13 protein-coding genes and 1 pseudogene are annotated in these 12,964 nt (G+C 63.4%); 4 read left to right on the top strand and 10 right to left on the bottom strand.

Going from position 1 to position 12,964, the window contains the following annotated elements; all coding sequences use genetic code 11:
- Positions 1-41: 41 nt before the first annotated feature.
- The 4 genes from tcyN to DXK50_RS18155 form a co-directional block, all read right to left on the bottom strand.
- Positions 42-797 carry an L-cystine ABC transporter ATP-binding protein TcyN gene (gene tcyN / locus DXK50_RS18170; protein ID WP_161867975.1) on the bottom strand — a complete coding sequence of 252 codons (756 nt, stop codon included), beginning with the start codon at positions 795-797 and terminating at the stop codon, positions 42-44.
- The gene (gene tcyL, locus DXK50_RS18165; RefSeq protein WP_161867976.1) at positions 797-1,465 is read right to left on the bottom strand and encodes a cystine ABC transporter permease; all 669 of its coding nucleotides are present in this window, start codon (positions 1,463-1,465) and stop codon (positions 797-799) included. The genes tcyN and tcyL overlap by 1 nt, the downstream gene beginning before the upstream one ends.
- Positions 1,462-2,259 (bottom strand): cystine ABC transporter substrate-binding protein, encoded by a 798-nt coding sequence (gene tcyJ / locus DXK50_RS18160; RefSeq protein ID WP_161867977.1) that lies wholly within the window; start codon positions 2,257-2,259, stop codon positions 1,462-1,464. The genes tcyL and tcyJ overlap by 4 nt, the downstream gene beginning before the upstream one ends.
- An 87-nt stretch (positions 2,260-2,346) precedes the next feature.
- Positions 2,347-3,333, bottom strand: coding sequence for a D-cysteine desulfhydrase (locus tag DXK50_RS18155; RefSeq protein ID WP_212631293.1), 987 nt, complete (start codon positions 3,331-3,333; stop codon positions 2,347-2,349).
- A 521-nt stretch (positions 3,334-3,854) separates the two neighbouring features.
- Between DXK50_RS18155 and DXK50_RS18150 the strand changes: the two genes are divergently transcribed.
- On the top strand, positions 3,855-4,976 hold the full coding sequence (locus tag DXK50_RS18150; protein WP_249186918.1) for a GGDEF domain-containing protein: 1,122 nt from the start codon (positions 3,855-3,857) through the stop codon (positions 4,974-4,976).
- Positions 4,977-5,074: 98 nt separating this feature from the next.
- On the opposite strand, the gene rloA3 is transcribed toward DXK50_RS18150, so the two are convergent.
- The gene (gene rloA3 / locus DXK50_RS18145; protein WP_212631291.1) at positions 5,075-5,602 is read right to left on the bottom strand and encodes a retropepsin-like aspartic peptidase RloA3; all 528 of its coding nucleotides are present in this window, start codon (positions 5,600-5,602) and stop codon (positions 5,075-5,077) included.
- A gap of 260 nt (positions 5,603-5,862) precedes the next feature.
- Between rloA3 and pdxY the strand changes: the two genes are divergently transcribed.
- Entirely contained in the window at positions 5,863-6,735 is an 873-nt protein-coding gene (gene pdxY / locus DXK50_RS18140) for a pyridoxal kinase PdxY (protein WP_212631290.1), read from the top strand.
- A 144-nt stretch (positions 6,736-6,879) separates the two neighbouring features.
- Complete coding sequence (locus DXK50_RS18135) at positions 6,880-7,185, top strand: hypothetical protein (RefSeq protein WP_212631289.1); 306 nt, start codon at positions 6,880-6,882, stop codon at positions 7,183-7,185.
- Positions 7,186-7,340: 155 nt separating this feature from the next.
- Here DXK50_RS18135 and DXK50_RS18130 read toward each other — a convergent pair whose 3' ends face one another.
- The 4 genes from DXK50_RS18130 to DXK50_RS18115 are packed head-to-tail and all read right to left on the bottom strand — an operon-like array spanning position 7,341 to position 11,139.
- Positions 7,341-8,162 carry an ABC transporter ATP-binding protein gene (locus tag DXK50_RS18130; RefSeq protein WP_212631288.1) on the bottom strand — a complete coding sequence of 274 codons (822 nt, stop codon included), beginning with the start codon at positions 8,160-8,162 and terminating at the stop codon, positions 7,341-7,343.
- Positions 8,159-9,223: a FecCD family ABC transporter permease gene (locus DXK50_RS18125; RefSeq protein WP_212631287.1), complete on the bottom strand. Its 1,065-nt coding sequence runs from the start codon at positions 9,221-9,223 to the stop codon at positions 8,159-8,161. The genes DXK50_RS18130 and DXK50_RS18125 overlap by 4 nt, the downstream gene beginning before the upstream one ends.
- Before the next feature lies 1 nt (position 9,224).
- The gene (locus DXK50_RS18120) at positions 9,225-10,223 is read right to left on the bottom strand and encodes a FecCD family ABC transporter permease (protein WP_212631286.1); all 999 of its coding nucleotides are present in this window, start codon (positions 10,221-10,223) and stop codon (positions 9,225-9,227) included.
- A 1-nt stretch (position 10,224) separates the two neighbouring features.
- Positions 10,225-11,139 carry an ABC transporter substrate-binding protein gene (locus DXK50_RS18115; protein ID WP_212631285.1) on the bottom strand — a complete coding sequence of 305 codons (915 nt, stop codon included), beginning with the start codon at positions 11,137-11,139 and terminating at the stop codon, positions 10,225-10,227.
- Between the two features lie 293 nt (positions 11,140-11,432).
- Here DXK50_RS18115 and nfsB point away from each other — a divergent pair, with 293 nt between their 5' ends.
- Positions 11,433-12,083 carry an oxygen-insensitive NAD(P)H nitroreductase gene (gene nfsB, locus DXK50_RS18110; protein ID WP_212631284.1) on the top strand — a complete coding sequence of 217 codons (651 nt, stop codon included), beginning with the start codon at positions 11,433-11,435 and terminating at the stop codon, positions 12,081-12,083.
- A gap of 33 nt (positions 12,084-12,116) precedes the next feature.
- Here the strand turns inward: nfsB and DXK50_RS18105 are convergent.
- A pseudogene (locus DXK50_RS18105) lies at positions 12,117-12,927 on the bottom strand (LysR family transcriptional regulator).
- Positions 12,928-12,964: the final 37 nt, after the last annotated feature.

The following is a 12,964-nucleotide window of genomic DNA, read 5'->3' as shown; positions in this document are numbered from 1 at the left end:
GAGCGCACATTCCCAGAGCGCAGTTTGCGACCTGCGGTTGGCTATAGCGCGTGGCCGAGCAGGAACTTGCTGAGGAACTGACGCGTGCGCTCGTGCTGGGGTGTTGTGAGCAGGCTCTTGGCCGGGCCCTGTTCGATGATGTGCCCCTGGTCGATGAAGATCGCCCGATCCGCCACATCACGGGCAAAGGCCATTTCGTGGGTGACGATGACCATGGTGCGTTTTTCTTCGGCCAGATCGCGGATGGTGGTCAGCACTTCGCCCACCAACTCGGGGTCGAGGGCCGAAGTGGGCTCGTCGAAGAGGATCACTTGCGGGCGCATGGCCAGGGCACGGGCGATAGCGACGCGCTGCTGCTGGCCGCCCGAGAGACGCTTGGGGTAGGCATCCTCCTTGCCGCTCAGGCCCACCTTGGCGAGCAAGGCGCGGGCATGAGCCAATGCCTCGTTGCGCGACTCTTTCTTTACCTGCACCGGGCCTTCCATGACATTTTCCAGCGCGGTGCGATGAGGGAACAGGTTGAAGTTCTGAAACACGAAGCCGGCCTGCTGGCGTAACTGGCGGATCAGCTTGTGCTGGCCCTTGAGCGGTTTATCGGCATCGATATGAATATTGCCCACCGTGATCTGCCCGCCGCTGGGCTCTTCCAGCAGGTTGAGGCAGCGCAGCAGGGTGGTCTTGCCCGAGCCGCTGGGACCGATGATGGCGACCACCTCGCCGGCGGCCACGTCCAGGTCGATGCCCTTGAGTACCTCGTTGGTGCCGAAGGCTTTTCGCAAATTGCGCACGGAAATCATCAGTCGTCCTGCTCGTGCCGGTTGACCCTGGTTTCCAGGCGCGCCTGGAAGTGCGCGAGGATGCTGGCCAACGCCCAGTAGATCAGCGCGGCTGCCAGGTACATGGTGAAGATCTCGAAGGTGCGCGCGGTGATCAGCTGCGCCTGGCGGAACAGTTCCGGCACCTGGATCGTGGCGGCCAGTGCGGTGTCCTTGACCAAAGAAATGAAACTGTTGCCCAGCGGCGGCAGGGCGGTGCGCGCCGCCTGCGGCAGGATGGCCCGGTACAGTGTCTGCGCCTTGCTCATGCCGATGCTGGCCGCCGCTTCCCACTGGCCGCGGTCGATGGAGGCGATGGCGGCACGGAGAATTTCCGAGGTGTAGGCGGCCATGTTCAGCGAGAAACCGATCAGCGCGGCCGGTAGCGGGTCGAGCTGGATACCCAGCTGCGGCAGGCCGTAATAAATCAGAAACAACTGCACCAGCAGGGGAGTGCCGCGAAAGAAGGACACGTACAACCGTGCAATCCAGCGCAGCGGGGCTGGCCCGTACAGGCGTCCAATGGCGAGGGCAAAGCCCAGCAACAGGCCGAAGAACATGCCGCCCAGGCTGAGTACGACCGTGTAGTAGGCGCCCTTGAGAAGAAAGGGCGCAGACTCCAGAGCCAGCTGTAGGGCGGACTCGATCATCGGGTGACGTCAGCCTTGAACCATTTCTCGGACAACTGCTTGAGGGTGCCGTCGGCGCTCAGCTTGGCCAATGCCTCGTCGATGGCGGCGAGCAGGGCGGGGTTGCCTTTACGCATGGCGATGCCAGCTTCCTGGCGGGAGAAGGCGTCGCCGGCCACGGCCAGGCGGCCGCCGGTTTTCTCGACCATTTCGAAGGCGGCCAGGCGATCTACCAGGATCACGTCGATACGACCGACATTGAGGTCCTGAAACTTGGTCGGATCGTCGTCGTAGGTGCGGATGTCGGCCTGCGGTACGTTCTCCTTCAACCACTGCTCGTAGTTGGTGCCGAGGCCCACGCCGACTTTCTTGCCGGCCAGATCCTGCGCACTCTTGATGCTGTCGCCATCGGCCTTGCGGGTCAGCGCCTGGATGCCGGAGACGGTGTAGGGGGTGGAGAAATCGTATTTCTTCTTGCGCTCATCGGAGATGGTCACCTGATTGATCACCACGTCCAGGCGCTTGGACTCCAGCGCGGCGAGGATACCGTCCCACTTGGTCGGCTGGAATTCGGCCTTGACTCCCAGTTCCTTGGCCAGCGCTTCGGCCAGCTCCACTTCGAAACCGGTCAGTTTGCCGCTGGCGTCCTGATAGTTGAAAGGCGGGTAGGTGCCTTCGAGGCCAACCTTGATGGCGCCCCGGGCCTTGATGTCGTCGAGCAGGTCAGCGGCGAAACTCGGCGCGCTGAGGCCGGCACCCAACACAAGGGCCAGGCTACCGAAGAGGAAATGGCGACGCAGGGTGGAGAAATTCATGATGACCTCATGCGGGTGAGAAGAGGATGCCAGTCTAGGTGGAAATGTTTATGCATCTAAATAATAAAAGGCCACTTGCTTATTCTTTTATTTATAGGCGAACAGGGCCGGCGAGCCGCCCGTATGCAAGAACAGGAGCGGTCCGTTACCGGGGAAGGCGCCTCGTTCGAGTCCATCGAGCAATCCGGCGAATGCTTTGCCAGTGTAGACCGGGTCGAGCAGTATCGCTTCGAACCTGGCGAGCACGTGGATGGCTTCCAGACCGGCAGCGTTGGCTTCGCCGTAGCGCGGCGCGAAGTAGCCGTCCCACAGCTCCAGGCTCAATCCGTGCGGCGTCTCCACACCCAGCAGTTCAGCCGTACGCCGCAGTAGACCTTCGACCTTGGGCTTTTGTGCCGCCTCGTCGCGCGAAACGGTGACGCCGATCACGCGCGTGCCCGGGCGCGCCGCCTCCAGCGCTAGGGCTAGCCCGGCATGGGTGCCGGCGCTGCCGGAGGCCAGCACCACGGCTGCGAAATCCTTACCGCTGGCGGCGATCTGTTCGGCCAGCTCCAGCCCGCCACGCACATAACCGAGTGCACCCAGGGCATTGGAGCCGCCGACGGGCACCAGGTATGGCCGCCGCCCGGCTGCACTGAGGCGTTGGCAGGCGGCCTCCAGCAGTTGGTCTGCGTTGTCCAGATTGGTGACGTACTCCACTTCAGTGCCGAACAGGTTCAGCAGCAGGCGGTTGCCGTTACCCAGATAATTGGCGCTCTGGCTGTCGATGGGATTTTCCAGCAGGGCCAGGCAGTTCAGGCCGAGTTGCGCGGCGACCGCTGCGGTTTGCCGTACGTGGTTCGACTGGATGGCGCCGGCCGTGACCAGCACATCGGCCCCTTTGGCCTGCGCATTGGCGGCTAGATATTCGAGCTTGCGTGCCTTGTTGCCACCCAGCGCCAGGGGCGTGAGGTCGTCGCGCTTGATCCAGATATCCCTGCCCAGATGCCGGGACAAACGCGGCAAATGTTGCAGAGCGGTGGCTTGGGGAATCAGCTGCAGACGAGGGAAACGGGTGAGGGCGGCGGTAAACATAGGAGCCTCCTGAGAACGAAGGCCGTCTACTCTAGGCTTGAAAGAGGCTGTCTCACAAGCAAGAACAATTTGGTTTTGGGTATAAAGAAATAATTAATAAGTATTTTTGGAATAAATGTTCTCATCCACCTGGTGGCTCTTTTTTCTGTGTCGCTGCTGCCCACCGTGGATCGCAGTAGGACTGTGCCAACAGCGCAGCCGAACCGGCAGCAGAGCCGCAGCGGGCGGTCGAGCAGCAATAACGGGCGGAATTTGTGGCCAGGCCCGACACTTGCACAGCGCACTAGTAGAATGAGCAGCCGACGGAGAGTGAATGGCAGATTGCCTTTGCTGGCTGTTATGCGCCACGCTTTATAGGCTTGAATAGCTAAGCCAGAATGCATTCTGGAATGCTGAGGGAAGTGAGGGCGCGATATGGGCGCCGATCCATCGGCCTGTTGCTACCTCTCACTTTACGCGAATCCATGGTCACTACCGTCATCCTCGGCATGCTTTGCGTGCACCTGCTGTGCTTTTCCGTGATGTTCCTGCTGATCAGCAGGCGGCTGAACGGCAAGACGATGGGCATGGAAGTCTTTGCGCTGGGCAACCTGCTGCTCGGGCTCGCCTATATCCTGCAGTTGATCGACGGCCCGCCGGACTGGGGGCCGATGAGCCTGGTCAACCATGCGTTGACCCTTGGCGCGCCTGTCGCTTATGTCTTGGGTGCGATGCGCTTTTTCGATCGCCCGACGCCGGTGTTGCGGCCGCTGCTAATACTGCTGGTCGTCTATACCCTGGTACAGGTCCTGGTGCAGTGGCTACTCGGCTCTGCAGCACGCCATGCGCTGCTGGCCGGTATTTGTGCATTGCTCTTTCTGGCCATGACGGCAGCCGTTCTCTACGGCAGACGAAGCTTTGCCAGGGACCTGCGCGTCGAGATGGTGGTGTTCGCGGTGCTGATCGGTGGGATCGGCGTGCTCAATGCCATGAAGTTCGTGATGATCGTCGATGGCGGGATGGCGGCGCTGGACATGAACAGCGGCTTCCAGAAAGTCTTCTATATCTACATGTCGTTCCTGGCGACCGTGTTACCGCCCTGTGCGGTCTGGCTGGTGCTGCGCCGCCTGACCGATGAACTGCGCCGCCTGGCGGCTCACGACCCGCTGACCCGCTTGCTCAACCGGCGTGGGCTGCTGGACGCCCTAGACGCGCAATTTCGCCTGCGCATGACCGGGCCGGCGTACCTGCTGATCATCGATATCGATCACTTCAAGCAGATCAATGACAGCCACGGCCACAAGGTCGGCGATCTGGTTTTGTGTCATGTTGCCGATGTACTCACCTCCACGGCCCGCCAGGGGGATCTGATCTGTCGCCTGGGCGGAGAGGAGTTCGTAGTCATCGTGCTGGAGGCCGACGAGGCGGGCGTGGTGCAGCTGGCTGAACGCATGCGCGCCGCAATCGCGCGATGCGAGGTGCCCGGTGTCGGGCAGAGGCACGTGATCCGCTGCACGGCAACCATCGGTGTATCGCATGCCTTCAGCGCTGTACGGGACTTCGACGAGGTGTTGCAGCGCGCCGATGCGGCGCTGTATCGGGGCAAGACGGCGGGGCGCAATCGGGTCGAGCGGGCAGACCATCGGAGCATGACGCTCAGCTAACCTGCCAGGCTCTGCTTGTGCAACGACGTCTCAGGCGTCGGGTGACCATGCCACCGGCCGCGTGAGCGCTGGCTGACCTGTACCGCCAATGTTCGCATTCACTTTTTCGTCGAACGCTTGCCGCAGCGTGGCTCGAGGGTGAAGGTGCGCGACGCATCCACCGCGCCTAGATGCTCCAGGGTGCGGCGCCCGATCAGCACGGGGTAGATCATCTTGTCGCGGTCGTTGAGCGAGAACTGCTCGTCGTAGACCTGGTCGCCAATGCACATCTGCATCGACACTACGGGGCGCCGTTCGGCGCCGCCGGCACCGCGTACCTTGATAGTTCGCTCGATCTGGCGTTCGAAGGGAATGCTCACCGACTTGCCGGTGTCGCTGTCCTCGAGCCGAACCTTGAAGCGCACCCACTTCTCGCCATCGCGCTCGAAACGTTCGATCTCCCTGGCGTCCATGGACGAGGTGAGGGCGCCGGTATCCAGCTTCATCTTCACCGATACCCCTTCGGGCAGCAGCAGGCCTTCTTCCACCCAACCCAGCAGCCTGGGCTTGTCGGCAGCCGTAGCGAAGGGCACGGCCAGAAGTACGAGGATGATGGCGGCGATGCGTTGAATTACCGAAAGGGTCATGTCGAGGACCTCAGGCAAATGGACAGGAGTTTTTCGCAGCGCGCCAGCGAGTCGCCGAAACGTAGGAATGACGGCAACGCGCTGAAGCTTGCTTCACAATCATCAGGCAAGCTGATTGCGGCTTCGTTCGGCGAATACCTGCGAGTCAGGCTACGCAAAGCGCTTCGACGCGCCCATTGAGACGCCTGGTGCGGGCGTGACAGGCTCGTACGGCATGGCGAATAATCCAGCCTTTCCCTGTACAGCAGCCAGAGACCGCCATGAGCGCCACGCTACCGCCCCTTGTCCTGTCCATCCAGTCGCACGTCGCCTGGGGTCACGTCGGTAATGCCGCTGCGGTATTCCCCCTGCAGCGCCTCGGCTTCGAAGTGCTGCCGATTCATACCGTGCAGTTCTCCAATCACACCGGCTATGGCCAGTTTCGCGGCCAGGTATTTGGCGCCGAGCACGTGCGCGAAGTGCTGCTCGGGCTGCGTGAGCGCGGCGTGCTACCGCGGCTGTCTGCGGTGCTCTCCGGTTATCTGGGCGATGCCGATACAGGGCGGGTGATTCTCGAGGCGGTAGGCGAGATTCGCCAGCACAACCCAGCCGTACGCTACCTGTGCGACCCCGTGATGGGCGATGTCGGGCGCGGCGTGTTCGTCAATCCGGCGATTCCCGATTTCTTGCGTGACCAGGCCATCCCTTTCGCCAACATCATCACGCCCAACCAGTTCGAGTTCGAACTGCTCACCGGCTCGAAACCGGCCAATCTGCAGGAGGCGGTGAAGATCGCCAGGCAGCTGCGTGGTCGCGGGCCGGACGTAGTGATCGTGACCAGCCTGGCGACGCCGGACATCCCTGACAGTGAGTTGGGTACGCTAGCGGTGAACGGTGAGGGCGCCTGGCTGGTCACCACGCCGCGCTTGGCGCTGCATCCGCTGCCGAACGGTATGGGTGATGTGTTTTCGGCCACGCTGCTGGGCCGGCTGTTGGCCGGCCAGGCGTTAGCGCAAGCGCTCGAGCTGGCCACTGCCACGCTCTACGCTCTGGTCGGTCAGACCGAAGACGGCGCTCGAGACCTGCCATTGGTGGCCGCGCAGGAGCAGATCGTCGCGCCGGCCAGGCGTTTCGTCGCGCATAAACTGGCGTAAATCGCGTTCGTCGGAATGGGGGTGATTTCAATCTGACATCACCGTATTCTTGCCTCCAGCGGTCCCAGCCGACTGTGTGACCGCTTCTACGGATGGATATTGACCTTCAACCTCAGCAGGCCATCTTCACCGTAGACCTCCATCATGCCGTATCACCCAATTCTTGCCTCCTGCCTGGCGGGCGTGCTGTGCGCGGCTGCCAACTCCTCCCTCGCTGAGCAGATCAGCGGGCAGTTGCAGATCAGCCTGACCATTCTCAAACGTTGCGAGGTCGTTGCTCGCAGCGATGAGGCGGGCGTGCATCTGAGCGGCCGTAGCTGCGAGCACTCGGTTTATCAGGTACGCGATACCGAAGGGCGCGTCCTGTCGTTGAGCCGAGGTGCGCAGACGGCCTCGGTGCCCATGCAGTCCATCGAGAACGGCGGCTCGAGGCTGGTGATCTACTGGTGACGCTTCAATAGTTGATGATCAACAGGACGTTGTCGGTGTGCACCCCGACTGGAGCGTTGGCCTGTCCTGGGTCGAGAATCGCCTGGTAGGTGAAGGTCTGCGAGTTGCCCGTACCGCTGGCCGGCAGCGGCGAGGCGGCGCGGCCCTTTGGCGGCTCAAGGTTTGCTGATACCTGCGATCACCGGCGTGCCGCTTAGCGGGTCGCGCAGCAGCGTACAACGTACGCCGTACAGTCGCTCGACCAGCTCCGATGTGACGATAGCCTCGGGACGGCCACTGGCAACGATCTGCCCCTTATGCATGGCGATCAGGTGATCGGCGTAACGGCAGGCGCTGGAAAGGTCGTGTACCACCATGACCACGGTCTTGCCGGCGGCAGCCAGTTGGCGGATCAGCTCGAATACCTCGATCTGATGACCGAGATCGAGCGCCGAGGTGGGTTCGTCGAGCAGCAACAGGGGCGTTGCCTGGGCGATGGCCATGGCGATCCAGGCGCGCTGGCGCTGGCCGCCAGACATCGATTCCAGTGGGCGATCGGCCAGCTCCACCAGGTCCGCGGCGATCAGCGCCGCCTCGACGATGTTCTGATCCTCCTCGCTCCACTGACGTAGCAGGCCTTGGTGAGGCTGGCGGCCGAAGCGGATCAGTTCGCTGACGGTCAGCCCATCCGGTGCGCTGGCATCCTGGGGCAGCAGGGCAAGTCTGCGCGCCACCTCGCGCGACGGCAGGCTGCCGATGGCCTTGCCGTCAAGCAGCACCTGACCGGCGCTGGGTTTGTGCAGGCGCGCAAGGCCGGCGAGCAGGGTGGACTTGCCGCAGCCGTTGGGGCCGACGATGGCCGTGACCTGGCCGCTGGGAATGATCAGGCTCAGGTCATCGATGATCGTCGTCTGGGCATAGCCCATGCTGAGATCGCGGGCTTCGAGGCGAACGTCTGGCTGGCGGGTGTCGCCGAGCAGTGAGGAAAGCAGGGTCATGTCGAGCTCCGTGGGGCCTGGCGTAGCAGAATCCACAGCAGATAAGGGCCGCCGACCACGGCGGCGATGATGCCAACCGGAACCTCGACGGGCGCCAACAGGGTGCGGCCGAGCCAGTCGGCAAGGATCATCATCAGGGCGCCGGATAATGCCGCGTTGAATACCGGTACGCCATGGCGATTGCACAGGTGTCTGGCCATTTCCGGTGCGGCCAGGGCGATCAGGCCGACCGGGCCGACGACGGCTACGGCCAGCGCCGTGAGCCACACGCACAGGGCCAAAGTCAGCAGGCGCATGCGTTGCAGGCGTACACCAAGACCAATGGCGACACTGTCGGAAAAACGCATCAGGCTGAGGGCGCCGGCCAGTAGTTTGGCCAGCGGCATACCTGCTGCCAGGCCAAGGCCGAGCAGCAGAACCGAATCGGCTGGCCGTGCGTTGAGGCTGCCGACGGTCCATGGGTAGGCCGCATTGGCGGCGTCCATATCGCTGCGTGCCAGCATGAGGTTGGTCAGCGCACCGAACAGCGCGCCAATGGCGATGCCGACGACGATGAAACGATAGCCACGCGCTCCACCGCCGGCAGCCAGGGCGAAAGTCAGCACCGCTGCCGTGGCAGCGCCGCTCAGAGCCAGGGCCGAGGGTGCCAGGCTGGTGGGTACGGCGACGATGGAGGCTACTGCGAAGGCGGTGGCGCCGTTGTCGATACCGATCACGCCGGGTGTGGCCAGGCGATTACGCGCCAGGGTCTGCAGCAGGCAACCGGCTGCGCCCAATGCCGCACCGCTGAGCAGACCGGCGGTCAGCCGCGGCAGACGCAGTTCCTGAATCAGAAATACCTGCAGCGCGTCGCCCCGGCCGAAGGCCGCCTGCAGGGCTTTCCAGGGTGTAAGGGCGTCATCGCCGGCCGCCAGCATCGCGGTGGAGACAACGACCAACAGCAAACTTAAAAAGACTGCGACGATCAGGCTGCGTCGGTGCAGCAGCAGGCTATAGCGGCCGAGACGCAACAAGCGATGGCCGGCCGGGGCGACCAGGGGGTGTGGGGCGGGTAGGTTCATGTCACAAGGTCGGCAGGCGGTGGTTGCGAACCACGGCAATGAGGATCGGCGCACCGACGAAGGCAGTCACCACGCCCACCGGCAGCTCGTAGGGGCGAACCAGAAGGCGTGAGATGACGTCAGCCAACAGCAGCACGCAAGGGCCGAGCAACATGCTCAGACCAAGCGTGCGGCGGATGTCCGAGCCTACCAGGCGACGTGCGATGTAGGGCACGATCAGGCCAATGAAGGCGATGGGACCAGCAGCTGCGGTGGCGGTGCCCACCAGGATCGCCACGGCCAGCAAAGTGCCCAGGCGAGTCAGCTGCGGGTGGTGGCCGAGGCCGCTGGCGACACGCTCGCCCAACGCCAGAGCAGCCAGTGGGCGAACCACCAGCAGCGCCATGAGCAGACCGCCAATCAGCCCCGGGAGACTCCAGTCGAGGGTGTCCAGCGGGCGGCCGGCCAAGGCGCCGATGACCCAGAAACGCATCTCGTCGGCGGTGCGTTGATCCCACAGCAATAAAAGACTGTTCAGCGCGCCGAGCATGCCGGAGAAGGCAGCGCCGGCCAGCACCAGTCGCACCGGGTCGTCGCCGACGCCGCGCATGCGGGTGACCAGTAGAACCAGTACGCAGCCGACCAGCGCGCCGAGCATGGCAACACCCAGATGCAGGCTGGCGGCTGAAGCGCCCAGATTGATCGCGAGCACTACGGCAAAAGAGGCGCCGGCGCTGACTCCGAGCAGCCCGGGTTCGGCCAGTGGGTTGCGCGTTACTGCCTGCAGCAACACACCGGCCGCACCCAGGGCAAGGCCAACCAGCACGGCCAGCTCCGTGCGCACCCAGCGCAGCTCGAGGACGATGAAACGGGCATCGTCGTCGCCACCGCCGAGCAAGGCCTTGAGGCTGGGCTGGATGCCGATGTCTCCGGCGCCCAGTAGCAGGCTGGCGAGACACAGCAATGCCAGGCACAGGGTCGCGATGCCTAGTGCCTGGGGAACGGAGAGGCGCGCGGGCATATCAGTCGAGCAGGGCCTTCTCCACGTCGTCGAGCACCTGTTGAGCCGCGAGGTAGCCCGCACTGCTGCTCCAGATCTGTCCGTCGACCGTTACCACGTGGCCTTCGGCAACGGCTTTCAGGCGGGTGAAGGCCGGTTGCTTACGCGCATCGTCCAGCGCCTTGCGGCCATCGGGGTTGAGGGTGGCGAGGAATATCCAGTCAGCGTTGATGCGCGACAGGTTCTCCAGGCTGAGCACGTCGCTGTGCGGTTTCTGTGCCTGAGCCGCGGCCAGTTCGTTGGCTTGCAGGCCGAGCTCATTGAGCAACTGGCCGACGAATAGCTGACTGGACATGATCACCGGTCCCTGCGGATTCCAGCGCACCACGCTGACCTGTTGCCCCTGCGGCAGGCGCTGGCGCAACGCCGCGCTGCGTGCGTCGATTTCGGCGATACGCTGTCGGCCTTCTTCAGACTTGTCCAGTGCCAGGGCGTAGGTGGTGTAGGTGTCGCGCCAATCCTGAAAGCTGTTGCCCTTGGGCACCACGGTCGGCGCCATCAGGCTCAGCTTGGCGTACAGCTCGCGCGACAGCTCGTTAGAGGCGAGCACCAGATCGGGCTGAAGGCGCAGGATGGCTTCCAGGTTGGGTTCGCGCACGCTGCCGACCAGGGCGATCTTGCCGGCCTTGGCCTTGAGGTAGTCGGGCACGTCATCACCGCCACGGCTGGCCAGGGTACCGACCGGTTGTACGCCGAGCGAAAGCGCCGCATCCAGCGCGCTGTCGCCCAGAGCGACCACGCGCTGTGGCGTACCGCTAAGTTTCAAGGGGCCATAGGCGCTGTCCAGCGTGCGCTCGCTGGCCTGCAGGGGAAGGGTGACGAATAGCGAGGTGACAAGCGCTACTGCAGCGCGTTGCAGGGTAGAGCGGATAGACATGCTGGGCTCCGGGTCGGGACGAGCAGCGGCGAGCGCTGGTCAAACGGGATCGAAAGCAAGCTATCTTTTTACTATTGTAGTTAATGAAAATCCATTTCATTTACGAAGTATTTACAGGGTTATTTCAGGGAAAACGCAGGGCATGCGCAAAAGGGCAGCGAATCATGTACGTGGATGCATGCATTTTCATTTTTTCATTGAAACTCCTGCTGCCAATGGCCGCTTTTTTCATGGGGCGGCATGGTTCAGACTAGCGCCCATTTCGCTCCATCCATTCGATCAGGAGGTTGTCCATGAGCCCCGTTTCCTTCGCGCGCCAGCGCTATACCACCAAGGCCTACGATGCCAGCCGCCAGGTGGACCAGGCGATCATCGAAGAATTGCTCGAGCTGCTGCGCCTGTCGCCGTCGTCGGTCAACTCGCAGCCCTGGCACTTCGTTGTGGCCAGCACCGCCGAGGGCAAGGCGCGCCTGGCCAAGGGCGCGCAGGGCGGCTTCGCCTACAACCAGCCGAAGATTCTCAATGCCTCGCACGTGATTCTGATCTGCGCCCGTCGCGACCTCGACGAGGCCTACCTGGCCGAGGTACTGCAGCAGGAAGCCGAGGATGGCCGCTTCCGCGATGATGCGGCGCGCACCACCCAGCAAAACACCCGCAGCAGCTATGTCGAGTTGCACCGCGACCTTGGCGACATGCAGCACTGGGCCGAGAAGCAGGCCTATCTGGCGCTTGGCACCTTGCTACTGGGCGCCGCAGCCAAGGGGATCGACGCCACGCCGATGGAGGGCATCGACCGCCAGGCGCTGGACGAGGAACTGGGGCTGACCGCTCAGGGCTTGAGCAGCGTGGTGGCGGTGGCACTGGGGTATCGCAGCGACAGCGATTTCAATGCCGCGCTGCCGAAGTCGCGCCTGCCGGCTGAGCGGGTCTTCACCCGCCTTTGAGGTTTGCTTGAGCCGGCGGCGTGCGTGGCCTCGTCAGCGCACGCTCTGGCCCAGCAACTCGTCGAGAATATCCAGGCGAAACTGGCGCTGCAGGGTGACGGCGAAGAACTGCTCGGCGATCTCGGGAATCTCGGCGTACAGCTGCAGCACGCCCGAGTGCAGTTCGTCCTGCACCACCACCGCCGGCAGCAGCGCCATGTCGCCGGAGTCCCTTGCCAGCAGGCGCAGCATGGCCATGTCGTCGACCTCGGCGCAAATGTCCGGCTGCAGACCCTGGCTGTCGCAGAACAGTTCGAACTGACTGCGAATATCGCTGCTGCGGCGGGCCAACCAGGCACACGCTCTGTCTGTCCAGCAGGCGGCAGCGCCACGAGCGTTGGGCATCGCTGCTGACCGCCTGGTTGGTCAGCACCACGTCGAGCTTGTGCAGGGCAAGGCGCTCCAGCAACTCGCCGAGGCTGCCGGATTCCAGGGTGATGCGCAGCTCAGCGCGGCCGAGAAAGGGCCGCAGCAGGTTTTCCTGAAAATTACGCGACAGCGTGGCCACGGCGCCGATGCGCAGTTGCCGGTTGGCCTGCAGCGCGCCCTGCAGGGTCATCTGCAGTTCGCTGCCGAGGGCGAAGATACTGTCGGCATAATCCAGCACCAGTTGTCCTGCTTCGGTGAGCAGCAGATTGCGCCCGGAACGGATGAACAGCGCATGACCCAGTTGCTCTTCGAGCGCGCGAATCTGCGTCGAGAGTGCCGACTGGGCGACATGCAGCGACTGGGCTGCGCGGGTCAAATTGCCTTCCTTGGCCACAGCCCAGAAGTAGTGCAGGTGATGGAAGTTGAGCCGTCGCATGCGTGATTCTCTAAAGAAGAATGTTTGGTTCTTATCA

Source organism: Pseudomonas sp. KB-10 (genome assembly GCF_018221585.1).
Taxonomy (GTDB): Bacteria; Pseudomonadota; Gammaproteobacteria; order Pseudomonadales; family Pseudomonadaceae; genus Aquipseudomonas; species Aquipseudomonas yangonensis.
The sequence above is the reverse complement of the archived record's forward strand: the minus strand, read 5'-3'. Positions and strand labels throughout refer to the sequence as shown.

Bases quoted from the DNA above. Each gene is read 5' to 3' on its own strand.
- tcyN (WP_161867975.1), bottom strand. From the start codon at position 797: ATGATTTCCGTGCGCAATTTGCGAAAAGCCTTCGGCACCAACGAGGTA.
- tcyL (WP_161867976.1), bottom strand. From the start codon at position 1,465: ATGATCGAGTCCGCCCTACAGCTGGCTCTGGAGTCTGCGCCCTTTCTT.
- tcyJ (WP_161867977.1), bottom strand. From the start codon at position 2,259: ATGAATTTCTCCACCCTGCGTCGCCATTTCCTCTTCGGTAGCCTGGCC.
- DXK50_RS18155 (WP_212631293.1), bottom strand. From the start codon at position 3,333: ATGTTTACCGCCGCCCTCACCCGTTTCCCTCGTCTGCAGCTGATTCCC.
- DXK50_RS18150 (WP_249186918.1), top strand. From the start codon at position 3,855: ATGTTCCTGCTGATCAGCAGGCGGCTGAACGGCAAGACGATGGGCATG.
- rloA3 (WP_212631291.1), bottom strand. From the start codon at position 5,602: ATGACCCTTTCGGTAATTCAACGCATCGCCGCCATCATCCTCGTACTT.
- pdxY (WP_212631290.1), top strand. From the start codon at position 5,863: ATGAGCGCCACGCTACCGCCCCTTGTCCTGTCCATCCAGTCGCACGTC.
- DXK50_RS18135 (WP_212631289.1), top strand. From the start codon at position 6,880: ATGCCGTATCACCCAATTCTTGCCTCCTGCCTGGCGGGCGTGCTGTGC.
- DXK50_RS18130 (WP_212631288.1), bottom strand. From the start codon at position 8,162: ATGACCCTGCTTTCCTCACTGCTCGGCGACACCCGCCAGCCAGACGTT.
- DXK50_RS18125 (WP_212631287.1), bottom strand. From the start codon at position 9,223: ATGAACCTACCCGCCCCACACCCCCTGGTCGCCCCGGCCGGCCATCGC.
- DXK50_RS18120 (WP_212631286.1), bottom strand. From the start codon at position 10,223: ATGCCCGCGCGCCTCTCCGTTCCCCAGGCACTAGGCATCGCGACCCTG.
- DXK50_RS18115 (WP_212631285.1), bottom strand. From the start codon at position 11,139: ATGTCTATCCGCTCTACCCTGCAACGCGCTGCAGTAGCGCTTGTCACC.
- nfsB (WP_212631284.1), top strand. From the start codon at position 11,433: ATGAGCCCCGTTTCCTTCGCGCGCCAGCGCTATACCACCAAGGCCTAC.